At 71.6% G+C, this 18030-nt stretch carries 18 protein-coding genes and 1 pseudogene; 5 read left to right on the top strand and 14 right to left on the bottom strand.

Annotated features, from left to right (window positions below):
* Positions 1-30: 30 nt before the first annotated feature.
* Entirely contained in the window at positions 31-612 is a 582-nt protein-coding gene (locus tag ACIBK0_RS31415) for a DNA-3-methyladenine glycosylase I (protein WP_399087355.1), read from the bottom strand.
* Positions 609-959, bottom strand: a complete 351-nt coding sequence (locus tag ACIBK0_RS31410; RefSeq protein ID WP_399087353.1) for a DivIVA domain-containing protein — start codon at positions 957-959, stop codon at positions 609-611. The genes ACIBK0_RS31415 and ACIBK0_RS31410 overlap by 4 nt, the downstream gene beginning before the upstream one ends.
* Positions 960-1111: 152 nt before the next feature.
* On the opposite strand from ACIBK0_RS31410, the gene folP reads away from it, so the two are divergent.
* A complete protein-coding gene (gene folP, locus ACIBK0_RS31405; protein WP_399087351.1) occupies positions 1112-1972 on the top strand; it encodes a dihydropteroate synthase in 861 nt (286 codons plus the stop codon).
* A 181-nt stretch (positions 1973-2153) separates the two neighbouring features.
* Here the strand turns inward: folP and ACIBK0_RS31400 are convergent, their stop codons facing one another.
* Both ACIBK0_RS31400 and dapE read right to left on the bottom strand, forming a co-directional pair.
* Entirely contained in the window at positions 2154-2912 is a 759-nt protein-coding gene (locus ACIBK0_RS31400; RefSeq protein ID WP_399087349.1) for a TIGR00730 family Rossman fold protein, read from the bottom strand.
* 107 nt (positions 2913-3019) lie between these two features.
* A complete protein-coding gene (gene dapE / locus ACIBK0_RS31395; RefSeq protein ID WP_399087347.1) occupies positions 3020-4099 on the bottom strand; it encodes a succinyl-diaminopimelate desuccinylase in 1080 nt (359 codons plus the stop codon).
* A gap of 208 nt (positions 4100-4307) precedes the next feature.
* Here dapE and ACIBK0_RS31390 point away from each other — a divergent pair, with 208 nt between their 5' ends.
* Together ACIBK0_RS31390 and ACIBK0_RS31385 are read left to right on the top strand one after the other, a co-directional pair.
* Complete coding sequence (locus ACIBK0_RS31390) at positions 4308-5291, top strand: heavy metal transporter (protein WP_399087345.1); 984 nt, start codon at positions 4308-4310, stop codon at positions 5289-5291.
* 367 nt (positions 5292-5658) lie between these two features.
* Positions 5659-6201: an ATP-binding protein gene (locus ACIBK0_RS31385; protein WP_399087343.1), complete on the top strand. Its 543-nt coding sequence runs from the start codon at positions 5659-5661 to the stop codon at positions 6199-6201.
* Positions 6202-6283: 82 nt separating this feature from the next.
* Here the strand turns inward: ACIBK0_RS31385 and ACIBK0_RS31380 are convergent, their stop codons facing one another.
* A complete protein-coding gene (locus ACIBK0_RS31380) occupies positions 6284-7381 on the bottom strand; it encodes a bifunctional succinyldiaminopimelate transaminase/glutamate-prephenate aminotransferase (RefSeq protein WP_399087341.1) in 1098 nt (365 codons plus the stop codon).
* Positions 7382-7487: 106 nt separating this feature from the next.
* Positions 7488-7808 carry a ferredoxin gene (gene fdxA / locus ACIBK0_RS31375; RefSeq protein WP_018089397.1) on the bottom strand — a complete coding sequence of 107 codons (321 nt, stop codon included), beginning with the start codon at positions 7806-7808 and terminating at the stop codon, positions 7488-7490.
* A gap of 140 nt (positions 7809-7948) precedes the next feature.
* On the opposite strand from fdxA, the pseudogene ACIBK0_RS31370 reads away from it, so the two are divergent.
* A pseudogene (locus ACIBK0_RS31370) lies at positions 7949-8933 on the top strand (GNAT family N-acetyltransferase); the annotation flags it as partial.
* A gap of 241 nt (positions 8934-9174) precedes the next feature.
* Entirely contained in the window at positions 9175-10026 is an 852-nt protein-coding gene (locus ACIBK0_RS31365; RefSeq protein ID WP_399087339.1) for a tetratricopeptide repeat protein, read from the top strand.
* 181 nt (positions 10027-10207) lie between these two features.
* Here ACIBK0_RS31365 and ACIBK0_RS31360 read toward each other — a convergent pair whose 3' ends face one another.
* The 8 genes from ACIBK0_RS31360 to ACIBK0_RS31325 form a co-directional block, all read right to left on the bottom strand.
* Complete coding sequence (locus ACIBK0_RS31360) at positions 10208-10822, bottom strand: response regulator (RefSeq protein WP_399087337.1); 615 nt, start codon at positions 10820-10822, stop codon at positions 10208-10210.
* Positions 10819-12030 carry a sensor histidine kinase gene (locus ACIBK0_RS31355; RefSeq protein WP_399087502.1) on the bottom strand — a complete coding sequence of 404 codons (1212 nt, stop codon included), beginning with the start codon at positions 12028-12030 and terminating at the stop codon, positions 10819-10821. Before ACIBK0_RS31355 ends, ACIBK0_RS31360 begins: the two co-directional genes overlap by 4 nt.
* Positions 12031-12035: 5 nt before the next feature.
* Positions 12036-12776: an ABC transporter permease gene (locus tag ACIBK0_RS31350; RefSeq protein ID WP_399087335.1), complete on the bottom strand. Its 741-nt coding sequence runs from the start codon at positions 12774-12776 to the stop codon at positions 12036-12038.
* Positions 12773-13720, bottom strand: coding sequence for an ABC transporter ATP-binding protein (locus tag ACIBK0_RS31345; RefSeq protein ID WP_399087333.1), 948 nt, complete (start codon positions 13718-13720; stop codon positions 12773-12775). Before ACIBK0_RS31345 ends, ACIBK0_RS31350 begins: the two co-directional genes overlap by 4 nt.
* Before the next feature lie 175 nt (positions 13721-13895).
* The gene (locus ACIBK0_RS31340) at positions 13896-16154 is read right to left on the bottom strand and encodes a hypothetical protein (protein ID WP_399087331.1); all 2259 of its coding nucleotides are present in this window, start codon (positions 16152-16154) and stop codon (positions 13896-13898) included.
* Positions 16155-16314: 160 nt separating this feature from the next.
* Positions 16315-16734, bottom strand: coding sequence for a DUF6113 family protein (locus ACIBK0_RS31335; RefSeq protein ID WP_399087329.1), 420 nt, complete (start codon positions 16732-16734; stop codon positions 16315-16317).
* Positions 16735-16765: 31 nt separating this feature from the next.
* The gene (mshB, locus tag ACIBK0_RS31330; RefSeq protein WP_399087328.1) at positions 16766-17674 is read right to left on the bottom strand and encodes an N-acetyl-1-D-myo-inositol-2-amino-2-deoxy-alpha-D-glucopyranoside deacetylase; all 909 of its coding nucleotides are present in this window, start codon (positions 17672-17674) and stop codon (positions 16766-16768) included.
* Positions 17675-17722: 48 nt separating this feature from the next.
* Entirely contained in the window at positions 17723-17917 is a 195-nt protein-coding gene (locus ACIBK0_RS31325; protein WP_399087326.1) for a hypothetical protein, read from the bottom strand.
* Between the last annotated feature and the right edge of the window lie 113 nt (positions 17918-18030).

Below are 18030 nucleotides of genomic sequence, written 5' to 3'. Positions count from 1 at the left end.
TGCCTGGTCGCGCGCAGTTCCCCGCGCCTCTTAAGGGGCGCTCCGGGCCGCGCAGTCCTCCAAGTGATCGTTCACCAGGCCGCACGCCTGCATCAGCGCGTAGGCCGTCGTCGGACCGACGAAGCGGATGCCGCGCTTCTTCAGTGTCTTGGACAGAGCCGTCGACTCGTCGGTGACCGCCGGGACGTCGGCCAGCCTCTTCGGGACCGGGCGAGTGGCAGGGTCGGGGGCGAAGGACCAGATCAGCTCGTCCAGCTCACCGGGAGCCCAGTCGGCCAGCACGCGCGCGTTGGCGACCGTCGCCTCGATCTTGGCGCGGTTTCGGATGATGCCCGGGTCGGCGAGCAGGCGCTCCTTGTCCGCGTCCGTGAAGGTCGCGACCTTGGCGATCTCGAAGCCGGCGAAGGCGGCGCGGAAGCCGGGGCGGCGGCGCAGGATGGTGATCCAGGACAGGCCCGACTGGAAGGCCTCCAGGCACAGCCGCTCGTACAGCTCGTCGTCGCCGTGGACCGGGCGGCCCCACTCCTCGTCGTGGTACGCCACGTAGTCCTCGGTCGACAGCGCCCAGGGGCAGCGCAGCGCGCCGTCCGGGCCGGCGACGGTGTCGCTCACTGGGAGTCCTCCTCGGTCCGCTTGCGCAACGAGTTGGCGGCGCTCGCGCGGGCGCCGGCCAGCGCGTCCTCCAGGTCGGCGATCCGGGCGTCCCGCTCGGCGATCTCGGCGCCGAGTCGGCCCAGGGCGTCGTCGACGTCCGCCATGCGGTAGCCCCGTACGGCGACGGGGAAGCGCAGCGCCTCCACGTCACCGCGGTTCACCGGCCGGTCGTACGGCAGCGGGTCCTGCAGCCGCTCCGGGCCGGCCTCGGGAAGGGGGGCGCTCTCGCCGCCGCCCACCACGGACAGTGTCACCGCGGCGACCACGACGGCGAGCGCGACGACCAGGAACAAGAACATGAACATCGCTGAGGTCCCCACGCTCTGGTGCCGACGCGTGCGCGTCGGCGCTGAAGTACTGAAGCTGAAACTGTCAGGGTCCGATCGTGCCATGCGAATCTGACAGTTAAGGTCGCAGGCGGCTTATCGGCGGGACTTACTAGGAGAGGTCACAGGGGATGCTCAGGCTGGGCAAGCGTGAATTCGACCCGCACGAGCCGGTGATCATGGCGATCGTGAACCGGACCCCGGACTCCTTCTACGACCAGGGGGCCACCTTCCACGACGAGCCGGCGCTCGCCCGCGTCCAGCAGGCGGTGTCGGAGGGCGCCGCCATCATCGACATCGGCGGGGTCAAGGCGGGGCCGGGGGAAGAGGTGACCGCCGAGGAGGAGGCGCGGCGTACGGTCGGTTTCGTCGCCGAGGTGCGCCGGCGCTTCCCCGACGTGATCATCAGCGTCGACACCTGGCGGCACGAGGTCGGGGAGGCGGTCTGCGAGGCGGGAGCGGATCTGCTCAACGACGCGTGGGGCGGGGTCGACCCGCGGCTGGCGGAGGTGGCCGCGCGCTACGGGGTGGGGCTGGTGTGCACCCACGCCGGCGAGTCCGAGCCCCGTACCCGTCCGCATCGCATCGCATACGACGATGTCATGGCCGACATCCTGCGGGTGACCGTGGGGCTGGCCGAGCGCGCGGTGTCGCTGGGTGTGCCTCGTGAGTCCGTGTTGATCGACCCCGGGCACGACTTCGGGAAGAACACCCGGCACAGCCTGGAGGCGACGCGGCGGCTGGGCGAGATGGTGGCCACGGGCTGGCCGGTGCTGGTCTCCCTCTCCAACAAGGACTTCGTCGGGGAGACGCTCGACAAGCCGGTGAAGGAGCGGGTGGTCGGCACGCTGGCGACGACGGCCGTCTCCGCCTGGCTGGGCGCCCAGGTCTACCGCGTCCACGAGGTCGCGGAGACCCGGCAGGTCCTGGACATGGTGGCGTCCATCGCGGGCCACCGCCCACCGGCCGTGGCCCGGCGGGGGCTGGCGTAGCGGGTTCCTCGCCTCCTCCGCCCCTGCCCGTCCCGTTACCGGGGCTCCGCCCCGAACCCCGGGTGCTCATTCCGCTCCGGGCGGGTGGGGGCTTGTCGCGCAGTTCCCCGCGCCCCGTCAGGAGCGCAGCTCGCAGGGACGGGACGGTAGGGGCGGCGGGGCGAAGAAGCCGACGCAGGGCCTAGCGGCCCGCCTCCTTCGACACCAATGCCACTGCCTCCTCCACGTCGTCGGTCAGGTGGAACAGGAGCAGGTCCTTCTCGGAGGCCTTGCCCTGGGCGATCAGGGTGTTCTTGAGCCAGTCGACGAGGCCGCCCCAGTACGCGGTGCCGAAGAGGACGATGGGGAAGCGGGTGACCTTCTGGGTCTGGACGAGGGTCAGCGCCTCGAAGAACTCGTCGAGGGTGCCGAGACCGCCGGGCAGGACCACGAAGCCCTGCGCGTACTTGACGAACATCATCTTCCGGACGAAGAAGTAGCGGAAGTTGAGGCCGATGTCGACGTAGGGGTTCAGGCCTTGTTCGAAGGGCAGCTCGATGCCGAGGCCTACGGAGATGCCCTTCGCCTCGCAGGCACCCTTGTTGGCGGCCTCCATGGCGCCGGGACCACCCCCGGTGATCACGGCGAAACCGGCTTCGACGAGACCACGGCCGAGGGCGACCCCCGCCTCGTACTCGGGCGAATCCACCGGCGTGCGCGCGGATCCGAAGACACTGATCGCGGGCGGGAGTTCGGCGAGGGTACCGAAGCCTTCGATGAACTCCGACTGGATGCGCAGCACCCGCCACGGATCGGTGTGCACCCAGTCGGAAGGACCGCCCGCGTCCAGAAGTCGCTGATCCGTGGTGCTCGCCTGCACCTGACTCCGCCTGCGCAGCACCGGTCCGAGCCGCTGCTCGTCGGGTGGCACCTTCTTGCCCTCGGGGTTGCCGGTAGCCATGTCCGCTCCCTTCCCACCGCTCGCGTCGTTCCACCCCAGCGTAGATCTACGCGGGTTACGGAGGGGGGACGTGAGTATGTCCGCCATGAACCGCCCCGAGATACGGCTCAGGCGGTCAGCCAGGCGCGCAGCCGCTCCTCGCCCGCAAGGACCTTCGCCGTCTCCACACGCTCGTCGCGCTTGTGCGCCAAGTGCGGGTTGCCGGGGCCGTAGTTGACCGCCGGGATGCCAAGCCGGCTGAAGCGGGAGACGTCCGTCCAGCCGTACTTGGGCTGCGGGGTCCCCCCGACCGCCTCGATGAAGGCGGCGGCCGCCGGGTGGGAGAGGCCGGGGAGGGCGCCGCCGCTGTGGTCGTCGACGACGAACTCCTCCACGCCGCAGTCCGCGAAGACCTCGCGGACATGGGCGATGGCCTCCTCCTCGCTGCGGTCGGGCGCGTAACGGAAGTTGACGGACACGACGCACTCGTCGGGAATGACGTTGCCGGCGACTCCGCCCGAGATGCCCACCGCGTTCAGGCCCTCGCGGTATTCGAGGCCGTCGATGACGGGGTAGCGCGGCTTGTACTCGGCCAGCCTGGCCAGGATCGGGGCCGCCGCGTGGATCGCGTTCGAGCCCATCCAGCTGCGCGCGGAGTGGGCACGCTCGCCCTTCGTCTTCAGTAACACCCGCAGCGTGCCCTGGCAGCCGCCCTCGACCTGGCCGTCGGAGGGCTCCAGGAGGACCGCGAAGTCACCCTCCAGCCACTCGGGGTGGGCGTCGGCCACATGCTTCAGACCGTTGAGGTGTGCCGCGACCTCTTCGTTGTCGTAGAAGACGAAGGTGAGGTCGCGGTTGGGGGCGGGGACCGTGGCCGCGATGCGGAGCTGGACCGCGACGCCCGCCTTCATGTCGCAGGTGCCGCAGCCCCACAGCACACCGTCCTCGTCGAGGCGGGAGGGGACGTTGTCGGCGATGGGGACGGTGTCGATGTGGCCGGCGAGGATGACGCGCTCGGCGCGACCCAGGTGCGTCCGGGCCACCACGTTGTTGCCGTACCGGTCGACCGTCAGGTGCGGCAGGGCGCGCAGGGCGGCTTCGACGGCGTCCGCGAGCGGCTTCTCGTTACCGCTCTCCGAGGGGAAGTCGACGAGCTGCGCGGTGAGCTCGGCAGCGTCCAGCGTGAGGTCAAGGGAGGTGTCGGCCATGCCCTCGACCCTAGCGCCCCTGGGTACCCGAACCCGCTGACGGCCGGATGGGCTGACGCCCGAACCCGCTGACGGCCGGTCCCGCCGGCGGCCGGATGCGCGCGGAGAGGGACGGATGGAAGGGGCGCTGTCCCGAAGTCCCGGCCGGCCCTCGTCTTGTCCACAGCCCCAGGCACCGCCGACAGTGGCCTCCAGTACCTTGTACGACGTGCCAGAGCCGTCCCCCACTCCTGTCCGGCGCGGCCGCCTCCTCCGTTTCGGAGGCGCCGTCGTGGTCCTGCTCGCGCTCGCGGGCTATCTCGCCGTGCAGTACCTCACGGGAGCCACCGGGGCACCGAGATGCAAGGTCGTCTCGGGCAAGGGCGACGGGGCGTCGTACGAGTTCACACCGGAGCAGGCGGTCAACGCGGCGACGATCTCGGCAGTCGGCACCTCCCGCGGCATGCCCGAGCGCGCCGTGACCATCGCCCTCGCGACCGCACTCCAGGAGTCGGGGCTGCGCAACATCCAGCACGGCGACCGAGACTCGCTGGGCCTGTTCCAGCAGCGGCCCTCGCAGGGCTGGGGGACGACGAAGCAGATCATGGACCCGACGTACGCGGCGGGGGTGTTCTACGAACACCTGGCCAAGGTGCCCGGCTATTCGCGCCTTCCCCTCACCGTCGCCGCGCAGCGTGTGCAGCGCAGCGGCTATCCGCAGGCGTACGCGAAGCACGAACCGGACGCCACGCTGCTCGCCGCGGCTCTGACCGGGCGCGCGGCGGCCACGCTGACCTGTGAGGGGCGCCCCGACGCCACCCCGGCCGGCGGCGCGGACTCGGTGCGGGCCGCGCTCGTACGGGACTTCGGGCGCGAGGTGCTGCAGGAGGCGGGGGCCGACGTGGGTGCCGAGGGCGCCTCCACGTCGCCGTCGGCGGCCGCCTCGCCCTCTCCGACCGGCGGCGGGGGCCGGACCGTGACCGTCCCCGTGCGCAAGGAGGCCACCTCCGGGACCGGTGTCCGGCAGCGCGGCTGGGAGCTGGCGCACTGGGCCGTGGCCAACTCCTCGGCACTGCACATCGAGCGGGTGTCGTACGCGGGGCGGCAGTGGACCGCCGGGAGCACCGAGAGCGAGTGGCGCGCGTCCGATGCGCAGGGGGGCTCGACCGCGCGGGAGTCCGCCGCCGAGGTCCGAATCGTGACTGGGCAGTAGAGGTCCGAATCGTCACTGGGCAGTAGTACGGGTCCTCACCCGTTGGGGGGACCCGTCCCTCGGCGCGTCGACGATGTGCGCAGGTATTCGCGTACTCACTCCTCCATCCGTCGAATCCCTTGAAAACAAAGAGCCGTAAGGATTCGGCAGACTTTCCGACCGGGTGCCCTTTGCCCGTTTTTATCCGCAGATGATAATGCGACGCATTGCCAACTCTTTACGTCGGGCCACCGCAACCTTCGTGGGCCTCGAGCGGTAGTCACTGCGTCCGAGCCCGGAACGATCACCTTCGGTCGGTCGACAGCCAGTCGGTCAACTGCCGGACACGGTCGGACACTTCAACGTTCTCTCCCGTCTAAGGAGCATCATGTCCCTCCCCCTGACCCGCCGGATCGCCCGTGCCGCGCTGCTCGTCGCAGCGGGAGCGGCAGCCGGGGTCGGTGCGGCCGGCTCCGCCAGCGCGGCGGCCGAATTGCCGGCCACCCCCAACCTCGGCGGACTGACCGCCCTGGACGGGGCGAGCGTCGGCAACACCGTTGACGGAGCGGCCCAGAACGCCACCGGGCTCGCGGGCACGGCCGGCGGCGACACGGTCAAGAAGGCGGTGCCGACCGCGGGCAAGACCAGTGACAAGATCGCCAAGACGGCGACGCCCGCCGCGCAGAAGATCGCCAAGACGGCGACGCCCGCCGCGCAGAAGATCGCCAAGACGGCGACGCCCGCCGCGCAGAAGGTCGCCGGGGAGGCGGCGGGTCAGGCCGGTGGTCTGCTCGGTGACGCCACGAAGACTGCCACCAAAGGTGGGCTGCCGACGAGCACCGTCACCAAGGGCGGGCTGCCGACGGACACCGTCACCAAGGGTGGCCTGCCGACGGACCAGCTGCCGCTGAAGACTCTGCCGCTCGGCTGACGCGGGTCTGTACGGCTACGGGGGTCCGGGGAAGGTGTTCCCTGGGCCCCCGCTTCGCTTGCCGTTCCCGGCCGGAGCGCGGTTACCGCGCCAGGCGCTCCACCGCTGCCGCTACGCGCTCGTCCGTTGCCGTCAGGGCCACGCGTACGAACGTGTCGCCCGCCCGGCCGTAGAAGTCGCCAGGGGCCACCAGGATGCCCCGCTGTGCCAGGTGCGCCACCGTGTCCCAGCAGGACTCGTCGCGGGTGGCCCAGAGGTAGAGGCTGGCCTCGCTGTGTTCGATGCGGAAGCCGTGCTTCAGGAGGGCGTCGCGCAGGGCGGTGCGGCGGGCGGCGTAGCGCTCGCGCTGGTCGCGGACGTGGGTGTCGTCCGACAGTGCGGCGACCACCGCGGCCTGGGTCGGTGCGGACGTCATCATTCCGCCGTGCTTGCGGATCTCGAGCAGGTCGCCGAGGACGGCGGGGTCGCCCGCCAGGAACGCGGCGCGGTAGCCGGCCAGGTTCGAGCGCTTCGAGAGGGAGTGGACCGAAACGATCCCCTCGTACGAGCCGCCGCACACGTCCGGGTGCAGGACCGAGACCGGGTCGGCCTCCCAGCCCAGCTCGATGTAGCACTCGTCGGAGAAGACCAGGACGTCGTGCTCGCGGGCCCAAGCGACGATCCGGGTCAGTTCGTCCTTCGACAGCACCTTGCCCGTGGGATTGGAGGGCGAGTTGAGCCAGAGGAGCTTCAGGTCCGTCGGGTCCAGCTGCGTCGGGTCGTCGTAGGCCTCGTACTCCGCGCGGGCCAGGCGCGCGCCCACCTCGTACGTCGGGTACGCCAGGCGCGGGTAGGCCACCTTGTCGCCCGGGCCCAGGCCCAGCTGCGTCGGGAGCCAGGCGACGAGCTCCTTGGAGCCCACGATCGGCAGGATGTGGCGGTGGGTCACGTCGCGGGCGCCGAGGCGGCGCTCGACCCAGCCGGTGATCGCGTCGCGCAGCTCGGGTGTGCCCCACACGGTCGGGTAGCCGGGAGAGTCGGCCGCCGCGATCAGCGCTTTCTGGATCAGCTCGGGCACCGGGTCGACCGGGGTACCGACGGACAGGTCGACGATGCCGTCCGGGTGGGCGGCGGCCGTCTTCTTGTACGGCTCCAGCTTGTCCCAGGGGAAGGTGGGCAGGCGGTCGGAGACTGCGGACACGGTTCTGGCTCACTTTCTCGTACGTACGAGCCGTCGTACGGCAAACGCCTCGGTCCCGTACGGCGATCGTGCCGTACGGGACCGAGGCGGCGCGTGTGCGGGCCGCTTACTGGTTCTGCGGCGGCAGCGCTGCGATGAAGGGGTGGTCGCGCTCGATCAGGCCGAGCTTGCTGGCGCCGCCGGGCGAGCCGAGCTCGTCGAAGAACTCGACGTTCGCCTTGTAGTAGTCCTTCCACTCTTCCGGAGTGTCGTCTTCGTAGAAGATCGCCTCGACCGGGCACACCGGCTCACAGGCTCCACAGTCGACGCATTCGTCCGGGTGGATGTACAAGGACCGGGAGCCCTCGTAGATGCAGTCGACCGGGCACTCCTCGATGCACGCCTTGTCCTTGACGTCGACACAAGGCTGCGCGATGACGTAGGTCACGCTGTCGTTCCTCCTCGATAGGGCGCTGGCGGGCCTCCGTAGGCTCCGCCGCCTGGCGCGCGGGAGCGCGGCGTCGTCGATGCCCGCCCCTAGTATCTCCGTTCTTGGGCATGATCCGAACAGGAGGGGTGAACTGACCTGTGGAAATCTCTGCGTCCGGCCGCCTTGAGGTCCGCATCACCCCTGCTGACGTGGGCAAACGTGTCTCTGTTCGGCGGATGATCAAAGATGCCGCCGAGGGTGAGAAGTTCACCGACACGGTTGGTGTTCTCACATCATGGAACGAAGGTGTGCTGCTGATCACACGCCGGACCGGCGAGCGTGTCCAAATTGCGGAATCCGCGCTGGTCGCGGGCAAGGTCGTGCCGTCCGCTCCGGCGCGTCGGCGGGGCCCGGCTGCCTCGTACGAGGAGCTGGCGCGGGTAGCCGCGCGCGCGTGGCGACCGGTGGAGAGCGCGCGGCTCGGCGAGTGGGAACTGCGGGCGGCCTCCGGTTTCACCCGGCGGGCCAACTCCGTCCTGCCGCTCGGCGACCCCGGCGTGCCGCTGGACGAGGCACTGACGTACGTACGGGACTGGTACGCCGCCCGTGACCTGCCCGCGTACATCCAGACCGCGACCGGGGCCGAGGGCGCGCAGGAGCTGCTGTGCGCGGAGCTGGAGGCGCGCGGCTGGACGCGTGAGGTGACGGCCGAGCTGTGGATCGGCTCGCTTGCGCCGATCGGGGACCGGGAGGCGCCCGAGGTCGTGCTCTCCCGCGAGGCGGACGAAGCGTGGCTGGGCCGGTATCAGCGGAAGGGGCTGAGCGAGGTGGCCCTGAAGGTGCTGGGCAGTGGACCTTCGGTGTGGTTCGCGACGGTGCCCGGTGCCGAGGGGGAGGCTCCGGCCGCGATCGGACGCTGCGTGGTCGACGGCCGCTGGGCCGGTTTCGCGGCGGTCGAGGTCGATCCCGCCCACCGTCGCCGGGGACTCGCCACCGCTGTCATGGCCGCGCTGGCCCGGCGGGCCCTGGACGAGGGCGCCTCGGCGGCCTGGCTCCAGGTGGAGGACGACAATGCGGGGGCGCGGGCGATGTACGCGGAGATGGGCTTCGGGCCGCATCACGCGTACCACCACTACCGGTGGACGCCGGGCGCCGACGCCGGGGAGGGCGCTGCCGAGCGGCCGGGCGCGCGGGGCGTCGGCCCGCACGCCGACAGCGCCGTGGGCCGGCCCGACAGCGCCGCGGGCCGGACCGACGAGCCGACCGGTGACCGGAGCGGTCCGAACGATCACCGAGACGGGTCGAGCGGCCACCGAAACGGCGCGAGCGGCGGTTTCGGTGTCGGCGACTCGTATCGATCGGTGTAAAGGGGCACGAGCCAGTTATGCGTTCCCCTCAGCCACCGGAGCCGGAGCGGGCCGCCGAGGTGCGGCGGCGGTTCGCCGATGAGGCGCGGGCCGAGCGGCCCGATCTGGCGCTGTTGTGCCTGCTGGTGGGGGCCGCGGCGGACGGGACGCTGGACGAGGCCGGGATGGACGCGGCTCAGATCGAACTGGACCGGCTGGCGGGGCAGCTGCCGTTCCGCCCGGGCGGGCCGCGATCCTGGGCGGCCGCGCTGGGTGAGCTGCTCGGCGGGCGCTGCGGGTTCCGGGGGGCGCCGGCCGACTACCAGCGGCTGGAGTCCTCGCTGCTGCACGAGGTGCTGCGCCGACGGCGCGGGCTGCCGATCCTGCTCTCCGTGGTGTGGATGGAGGTCGCACGGCGGGCCGGTGCGCCGGTGTACGGCGTCGCGCTGCCCGGGCACTTCGTGGTCGGCTTCGGGCCGACCGAGCAGCAGGTGCTCGCCGATCCCTTCGACGGGGGGCGCGTCCTCACCGGATCCGATGCGGAGCTGCTCGTCGCGGGGGCGACCGGTGCCCCGCTCGACCCGTCGATGCTCTCCCCCGCCGACCCGCTCGACGTGGTGCTGCGCATCCTGAACAACATCCGGGCCTGGGCCGCCGCCCGGCCGGAGCGCTCCGACGTGTCCCTGTGGGCCGTGGAGCTGTCCCTGCTGCTGCCTTCGCATCCGGCGCGGCTGCGCTACGAGCGAGCCCAACTCCTCGTCCAGCGCGGTGACTTTCTCGGGGGTGCCACCGAACTCGACGCGTACGCCGATGTGGTGGCCGCCGTCGACGAGCCGGCCGCGGCCCGTGTGCGCCAACAGGCCCATGCCGCACGGGCGATGCTCAACTGAAGCCGGGGAACGGATTTTTTCGCCCCCCTCCGGCCCCTGCCCGTCCCGTACCAGCCTTGCGGGTACGGGGGGGCTTGTCGCGCAGTTCCCCGCACCCCTGAAAGGAGCGGCAGCCCCCGGGTACGGGACAGGCAAGGCGGGGCGGGGCGGGGCGGGAGCGCAACGACGCTTGGCCGCTGCCCTACAGCCAGCCTTTCTCCCTCGCCGTGCGGACCGCTTCCGCGCGGTTGCGGACTGCCAGCTTCTGGATGGCTGTGGAGAGGTAGTTGCGCACGGTGCCCTGGGACAGGTGCAGGATCGTGGCGAGCTCCGCGTTGGTGGAGCCGTCGGCCGCCGCGCGCAGGACCTCGCGTTCGCGATCGGTCAGGGGGTTGGCACCCCCGGCGAGGGCGGCGGCCGCCAGGGTGGGGTCGATGACCCGCTCGCCGGCCAGTACCTTGCGTACGGCTTCGGCGAGTTGGGCGGCCGGGGCGTCCTTGACGAGGAAGGCGTCGGCGCCGGCCTCCATCGCGCTGCGCAGATAGCCGGGACGGCCGAAGGTCGTGAGGATGACCAGCTTGAGGCGCGGAAGCTCCTTGTGGAGTTCGGCCGCCGCCTCGATGCCCGTCCGGCCGGGCATCTCGATGTCGAGGAGCGCGACATCGACGTCCAGGGCACGGGCCGCGGCCAGCACTTCGTCGCCGCGCGCCACCTGGGCGACCACCTCGATGTCCGGTTCGAGGCCCAGCAGCGCGGCCAGCGCCTCGCGGACCATCGACTGGTCCTCGGCGAGCAGGACCTTGATCGTGCGGCTCATTCCCCGGATCCTACGGGGTGGCCGCCCACGGCAAGAGCGGCCTCCGTCGGTACACGCGCGACCAGCCGGAAGCCGCGCCGCGCCCTCCCCGCTTCCAGCGATCCGCCCGCCTGCTCCAGGCGTTCGGTCAGCCCGGTCAGACCGTTGCCATGGGTGCCCCCCGAGCCGCCCGAGCCGTCGTCCTCCACGGACAGTTCGAGCACCGGACCGTCCAGCGTCTGACGCCGCACGACCTCCACCGCGCAGCGCTGGGCCCCGCTGTGCCGAACGACATTGGTGACCGCCTCGCGCAGCGCCCAGGCCAGCGCGGACTCGCTCTCCTCGGGGACGCCACCCAGGTCCGGTTCGGCCGGAAGGTCGGCGGTGACACCCGCGGCGGTCAACGCGACCTGCGCGCCCGCGAGTTCGCCGGCCAGCCGGGGCCGCCGGTAACCGGTGACCGCCGCGCGTACGTCCACGAGGGCCTGGCGGCTGACCTGTTCGATGTCCGCGACCTGCTGAGCCGCCTTGTCCGGATCGCCGGGGAGCATCCGGCCCGCCAGCTCGCTCTTCAGGGTGATGAGGGAGAGAGAGTGGCCGAGCAGGTCGTGCAGATCGCGGGCGAGGCGCAGGCGCTCCTCGTTGGCGGCGAGCTGGGCGACCGTGGCGCGGGCCTTGCGCAACTCGATGGTCGTTCGGACCAGTTGGCCGACGCCGGTCATGGCGAATCCGATGAGCAGCACCAGCAGGGCCAGGCTCTCGGCCTCCTCCTGGTCGACCCGGCTGCCGACGAGCAGCATCACGCCGGTCGTCGCCGGGATCGCGCCGTAGGCCAGCCGCAGCGGCAGGGTGGACCCGCAGGCGACGGACACGTAGCAGTAGAGGCCCAGCCAGGCGCCGCCGAGCGTGAGGCACAGCAGGGTGGCGAGCGCGCCCAGGACCAGGATGAGGCCGACGACGAGCCGTCCGGTGAACGGCTTGCCCATGTTCCGGAAGACCAGCGACAGATACACCCCGACGAAGGCCGCGAGGCCGACCCAGCCCGCCACGGTGCCGCCGGTGGTGTGGTGCCCGGAGACGAGGTCCTTCACCGGTGAGCTGAGGAACACGAGCCAGACGCCGATCCACAGCACCTTGCGCCGCAGCTCGGCCCGGTTGCGAGGCGGCTGCCCCATGCGCATCAGCCGCTCCGACCGGACTTCGTCGTCGCACCGCGGGTCTTCCGTCATGGCACTCACGCCTTCAGCGTGTCCTTCCGGTACAGCCAGGCTGCGCCTCCCGCGAACAGCACGAAGAAGACGGCGAGGATGGCGATGTCCTGGGTGTGCGGGGCCTGGCTCTGTTCGATGGCCTGCCCCAGGGCAGCGTACGCGTGCGTGGGCAGCCACTTCGCTATGTTCTGCAGCCAGTCCGGGAAGGTCGTCGCCGGCATCCACAGGCCCCCGAGCATCGAGAGGCCGAAGTAGGTGATCATGGTGATCGGACGGACCGCGTCGCCGCTGGCGAGGTAGCCGATGGCGACGCCGAGCGCGGCGAAGACGAGGCTGCCGGCCCAGATCGCGCCGGTCAGCGCGAGCCACTGCCAGGCATCCAGGCGTACGTGCTTCACGGCCGCGGCGACGACGAAGACGATCACGATCGACGGCAGGCTGACGACGGCGGCGCTGGCGGTCTTCGCCAGGACATAGCCGCGGCCGGGCAGGGTGGTCAGCCGCAGCTGCCGTACCCAGCCGCTCTCGCGCTCCTTGGCGATGCGCTCGCTGTTGCCCATCAGGACGGCCGTCAGGGCGCCGAAGGAGGCCATCGAGACCATCATGTAGGTCGGGATGGTGAGGCCGGTGCCGTCGACCTTGGCCGTGCTGTCGGCGTTGCCCGCAATGAGCAGGAACAGGGCCGAGGGGTAGACCACCGAGAAGAACAGGAACTTGCGGTTGCGCAGCGCGCGGGCGAGCTCCAGCTTGATGAGGCTGTTCACTTCGACTTCGCCTCCTCGGCGGCCGTGATGGCGACGAAGGCCTGCTCGAGACCGAGCCCGGCCACTTCGAGATTGCGGGGGTAGACACCGAGCCCGTACAGCGCGTGCACGGTCGCGTCGGCGTCGGAGGACTGGATACGGACGGTCTGTCCCGACCCCTCGGCGGAGCCGCTGTTGGACACTGTCATCGACGTCAGGAAGGGCAGCGACCGCAACGATCCCTCGTCGATCGGGCCCTCCAGGTCGAAGGCGATGCGGCGGGCGCCGGCCTTGGCCTTGATCTCGGCGGCGGTGCCGTCGGCCAGCAGACGGCCCCGGTGCAGCACCAGCACGCGGTCCGCGATCGCGTCGGCCTCCTCCAGGTAATGCGTGGCGAACAGGACCGTACGCCCCTGGTCGGCCTGCTCGCGCATGGTTGCCCAGAAGGCCTGGCGGGCGGAGACGTCCATGCCGGTGGTGGGTTCGTCGAGGACGATCAGGTCGCTGTCACCGGCCGTGGCGAGGGCGAAGCGGACCCGCTGGGCCTGGCCGCCGGAGAGCTTGTTGACCTTGCGGTCGGCTATCCCCGAGATGCCCGCACGGGCCAGTACGTCGGTGGCCCGGAACGGCTTGGGATGCAGATCGCAGGCGAGCTTCACCAGTTCGCCGACGGTGACCTCGTCCATCAGCCCGCCGCTCTGCAGCATGGCGCCCACCCGGCCGGCGACGATCGCCTCGCGCGGGCTGGTGCCGAACACGCGGACCGCGCCGCTGTCGGCGTGCTTCAGGCCGAGGAGCAGGTCCAGCGTGGTCGACTTGCCCGCGCCGTTGGGCCCCAGCAGGGCGACGGTCTCGCCCGGGTGCAGGTCGAGCGTCAGCCCGTCGACCGCCCGGACGCTCCCGTAGGCCTTGGTCACCGATTCGAACCCGACCACCGAGGTGGCGGCCGTCGCAGTCGTTGTCATGTGATCCATCGTGTCGGCGCGGGAGGGGCCGTCGGCAGTGCTGGGTGTCCTCAGTCGCGGATGACAGATGTCATACCGCGCGTCTCCCCCGTCCTGTCCCGCGTACGACGGGAGGGCACCCGGCCAGGGAGACCATGGCCGGATGCCCTCCTGAGAGCGACAGCGCGAACGCCCGCTAGCTGGGGTTGGTGGAAATGGTGACGATGCGGTCGGCGGTCGTCTTCCCGAGCAGCGCCTGTCCCAGAGCCGAGGCCACGTCCTCGGGGCTCACGGCCTTCTTGCTGCCGTCGCCCTTGGTGATCATGACCCCGTCGAAGGCACCGCCGTACAGCTCCTTGAGGACCTTGAGGTCGTAGTGCTGGACGAGCTTGCCGTTGACCGCCTGCACGCTCAGGAACTTCCAGATGGAGTTCTGCGGGCTGAAGGAGATGGTGTGGACGGCGTCCGTGCGCACCGTGACGTTCGCGGACATCGCCGGCTTCGCGAACTTCGTCATCATCCGGTCGACCTCGGCGTTCGGCACCGTCGGCTGACGGGTCTTGGTGGCGACCTTGACCGGCGTGGCCGTGCCGGTCTCCACCTGGGTGCGGTACGCGTCCTCCACAGCCTGCATCGAGGACGCGACGTCGATGCCCTTGCCCGCCTTGCCGTACACGGGGACGGCCTTTCCGGCCTCGAACTTGATCGTGCCGTCGCTCGCCGAGCCGGAGCCGCCCGCGGCGCGCTCCAGGGCGGCCTGCAGCTTCTCCTCGTCGACGGGCATGACGGGCTCGACGACGCGCCCCTGGCCGAACAGCGAGCCGATCACCGAGACGGGGTTGTAGTCACTGCCCGCGGCGGCGCGGACGGTGGCCTGGCTGTCGAGCTGGAGCCCGGCCTGGTCCGGCTTGAGCGAGACGGTGTCGCCTTCGACCGACAGCTTGAGCGCCTTGTTCGTACTGGCACCCAAGGCGTCGTCGAGCTTCTTGGCGGCCTCGTCCCGGGTGCCGCCGCCGATGTCGACGCCGAGCACGGTGGTGCCCTTGGGCACGTCCGAGTGGTTCATGAGCAGCCCGGCGCCATAGGCGCCACCGGCGACGACGAACACGCCGACGCCCAGGAGCTTCAGCTTGCTGCGGCCCTTCTTCTTCGCCGGCTTGGACGAGGCGGGGGGCTGCTGGACCGGCTCGGGCAGCTTCGGCGGGGTGTGCGGCAGCGGGCCGTCGGTGTGCGCGCCCAGCCCGAACGGGGAGTTCTGGGCGGGCGGTACGACGGGGATGCCGCTGGTCAGGGTGTGCCCGGAGACGTTGTCCGCGGGGCCGCCGCCGTAGCCACCGGCGCCCGGCTCGGGGGCCGGCTTCTGTGGCGTGAGGATCGCGGTGTCGTCGCTGAGCCCACCGCTGAGACCGCCGCGCGGGGTGACGCCCGGCGCGCCGGGAGCGCCGCCGGGAACACCTCCCGGGTATCCCGGGCCCGAGCCCGCGGCCAGGCTGCCCGGTGCAGCGCCCGGACCGGCCGGCGGCGCCAGCGGGCCGTCTCCGGTGACCGGACCGCCGGTCGGGCCGGCGGGACCGCCCTGACCGCCCTCCGAGAAGTACGGAAGATCGTCGCGACGCGGTTCGCCGCCGTTGCCGGATCCGACGGACGGGAAGGATCCGGTGTTGTTCAGCGCCGCGGAGACGTCGAAGGAACCGGTGCCGCCGCCGTGGCCGGGCGCCACGGGTCCGGCGCCGGTGGCACCGGGCAGCCCGGCACCGTTCGTACCGCCGCCGCCCCCGCCGGGACGGGGGGCGTTCGCGCCGCCGGGCCGGGCGCCCCCGGTGACACCCAGCGGGCCGGCACCGTTCGACGAGCTCGGACGCGCACCGCCCGGCGCGCCAGGACGGCCGCCCTGCGCTCCCGTGGAGTCGGCCGCGCCCGCGGAACCCGAACCGCCCGGCAGGCCCGCCCCGTTGGTGGAGCCGCCGCCAGGGCCGCCCTTGGGCGCACCGGACTTGCGGGGTGCGAACCAGTCGCTCGTCTTCTCCTCGGCCGCGGCGGCCGCCCCGGCGGGACTTCCCGCAGGGGCGGACGCGCCCATGGAAGTGGACGTGGCCGTGGACGGGGTGGGGGACGCGGTGGCCGTCGTCGCGGACGCGCCCGTGGGCGAGCCGACGCCCCGCGGCGCCTCCGCGCCTGCGCCGTCGGCACCCTCGGTGGACGCGTCCGCGTCCCCGACCGGTGTGCGGACGACGACGGGCGGGATGGGCCGCGATCCGGGGATGTTGATCCGGATCCGTGTCGTCAGCGTGGTCTCGGTCTTGCGCTCCTCCGGCGGGTTGCCGGTGGCCGAACGGCCCGCGTCGGCACCGCTTTCGGAAGCCTTGGGGGTCCCGTACGGCGGCGTCCCCGACGGGTACGCGGCTCCACCGCGCCCGTTGGGCCCGGAGGACGAACTGTCAGTTTCACGACTCAAGGCAAGTTCTCCCGGTTGGCTCCGCCGCCCGTTTACTCGACCTCATCTCGGGCAGCTCGGCGGCGCGCACCACCATACTGGCCGCGTCCGGCACGCAAACCTCGCCCGGGAGGGAAACCCCCACGGGACCCGCACCTGTTGGATACGGCGAAGTGGTACGTCACTTGCCAAGTCGGACGTCGGAGCCGTCCGGTTGCCGCCCCCGCCCAAGGGTGGCGCACATCACAGCGATGGCCATGCCGCCGAGCAGGAAGAGGTAGGAGACGACTCCCGCGCCGAAGAGGAAGTCCCCCTCGGGGCGGCTGGCGGTGAGCAGGACGACGGCGACCATCCAGCCGGCCGCGGGCGCCACGGCCCCGGCCCGGGACCCGGCCGCCCGCGCGCCGCCCAGAAAGAGTCCGGCCGCGCCGGCCAGCGCGAGCAGCAACCCACCCGGGAACCAGCCGGATTGCACCAGCGCCCCGGCGGCCCCGACCACCACGCCGAGCACAAAGAGTCCCAGGTAGGCGGCCATCCGCAGGCCCGAGGGCCGCGTCAGCGGCTGGGCGAGCATGTTCCCGCGCTGTCCCGTCGTACTCATCGCACATCCGCCTCTCGCCGATCGGTCGTCGTCATCGCACGCCCGTCTCTCCCCGACCGGTCACGATGCCCGCGAACAGGTCCGTCTCCCGCGTCGCGGGCCGCTCCCCGCGCGCCAACTCGTAGTACTCGGTGGTGAAGAGGGGCTGCGCGAGCCGGTTCGAGAGGGCGAACCAGGGCTCGGTGACCTCGATCTGGGTGGCGTGCGCCCGCATCGCGGCGGCCTTGGCGGCGGCGTACGCGGTCCCGTCGATCTCGGTGGTGATCACCGGCTCGTCCACGACGCCCGGTACGTCGTCGACGGTGGCGGACTCGGTGAACGGCAGCCGCGGCAGCGTCTCGCGCAGCCGGGCGAAGCCGTCCTCGGCCACCGAGCGCGGCACCCGGTTCCAGTAGATCTTGGCGATCTCCCAGGGGTCTCCGAGATCCGGGCGGAGGGCGGGCCGGGCGGCCAGCTCGGCGGCGCGCATGGCCACACGGTGGGCCTGGATGTGGTCCGGGTGCCCATAGCCGCCGTGCGGGTCATAGGTGACGAGCACCTGGGGGCGTACCTCGCGGATCACCTCCACCAGGTACTCGGCGGCCTCGTCGACGTCGGCGGACCAGAAGGCGCCCGCTCGGTGGTTCTGCTCGACGCCCATCATCCCGGAGTCGTGAAAACGTCCGGAGCCGCCGAGGAACCGGTGATCGGTGACGCCCAGCTCCTTCATGGCGGCCGTCAGCTCACCGGCCCGGTGCGGGCCGAGCCCGCCGTCGCGGTCGGGCGCCAGATGCGCGAGTTCGGACGGGATGACCTCGCCCTCCTCGCCGAGGGTGCAGGTCACCAGCGTCACATGGGCGCCCTCGGCCGCGTACTTGGCCATGGTCGCGCCATTGTTGATCGACTCGTCGTCCGGATGCGCGTGCACCAGGAGCAGACGCCGGTCGGGCAGTTCCGTCATGGAACCCACCCTACGAGGCGAGCGCCCGGGCACTCGGCCGGGCGCGGGTCAGAACTTGATGCTGCCGATCATGCCCGCGATGTTCGTGGTCAGCTCGTTGATCGTGGGAGCGACTGTGGAGGAGGCGAGGTAGAACCCGAGCAGGACGCACACGATGGCGTGCCCGCCCTTCAGCCCTGACTTCCTGATCAGAAGGAAGACGATGATCGCCAGCAGCACCACCGCCGAAATCGAGAGTGCCACGGCGGGTCACCTCCAAAGGTCCCAGGGACTTGGGGTCCGGTATGGGGGTCGGACATGGGGGGTCGATAAATCCATACAACAGCCAGCAGGTTGATACCCACGCAGCGCTAGTG

This window comes from Streptomyces sp. NPDC050564, assembly GCF_044457265.1.
Lineage (GTDB): Bacteria > Actinomycetota > Actinomycetes > Streptomycetales > Streptomycetaceae > Streptomyces.
Note: the sequence above shows the minus strand (reverse complement) of the source record. Positions and strands in the feature narration are given on the sequence as shown.

Bases quoted from the DNA above. Each gene is read 5' to 3' on its own strand.
- mshB (WP_399087328.1), bottom strand. From the start codon at position 17,674: ATGACGGAACTGCCCGACCGGCGTCTGCTCCTGGTGCACGCGCATCCG.
- ACIBK0_RS31400 (WP_399087349.1), bottom strand. From the start codon at position 2,912: ATGGCTACCGGCAACCCCGAGGGCAAGAAGGTGCCACCCGACGAGCAG.
- ACIBK0_RS31355 (WP_399087502.1), bottom strand. From the start codon at position 12,030: ATGACGGAAGACCCGCGGTGCGACGACGAAGTCCGGTCGGAGCGGCTG.
- folP (WP_399087351.1), top strand. From the start codon at position 1,112: ATGCTCAGGCTGGGCAAGCGTGAATTCGACCCGCACGAGCCGGTGATC.
- ACIBK0_RS31410 (WP_399087353.1), bottom strand. From the start codon at position 959: ATGTTCATGTTCTTGTTCCTGGTCGTCGCGCTCGCCGTCGTGGTCGCC.
- ACIBK0_RS31335 (WP_399087329.1), bottom strand. From the start codon at position 16,734: ATGAGTACGACGGGACAGCGCGGGAACATGCTCGCCCAGCCGCTGACG.
- ACIBK0_RS31345 (WP_399087333.1), bottom strand. From the start codon at position 13,720: ATGACAACGACTGCGACGGCCGCCACCTCGGTGGTCGGGTTCGAATCG.
- ACIBK0_RS31365 (WP_399087339.1), top strand. From the start codon at position 9,175: ATGCGTTCCCCTCAGCCACCGGAGCCGGAGCGGGCCGCCGAGGTGCGG.
- ACIBK0_RS31360 (WP_399087337.1), bottom strand. From the start codon at position 10,822: ATGAGCCGCACGATCAAGGTCCTGCTCGCCGAGGACCAGTCGATGGTC.
- ACIBK0_RS31385 (WP_399087343.1), top strand. From the start codon at position 5,659: ATGTCCCTCCCCCTGACCCGCCGGATCGCCCGTGCCGCGCTGCTCGTC.
- dapE (WP_399087347.1), bottom strand. From the start codon at position 4,099: ATGGCCGACACCTCCCTTGACCTCACGCTGGACGCTGCCGAGCTCACC.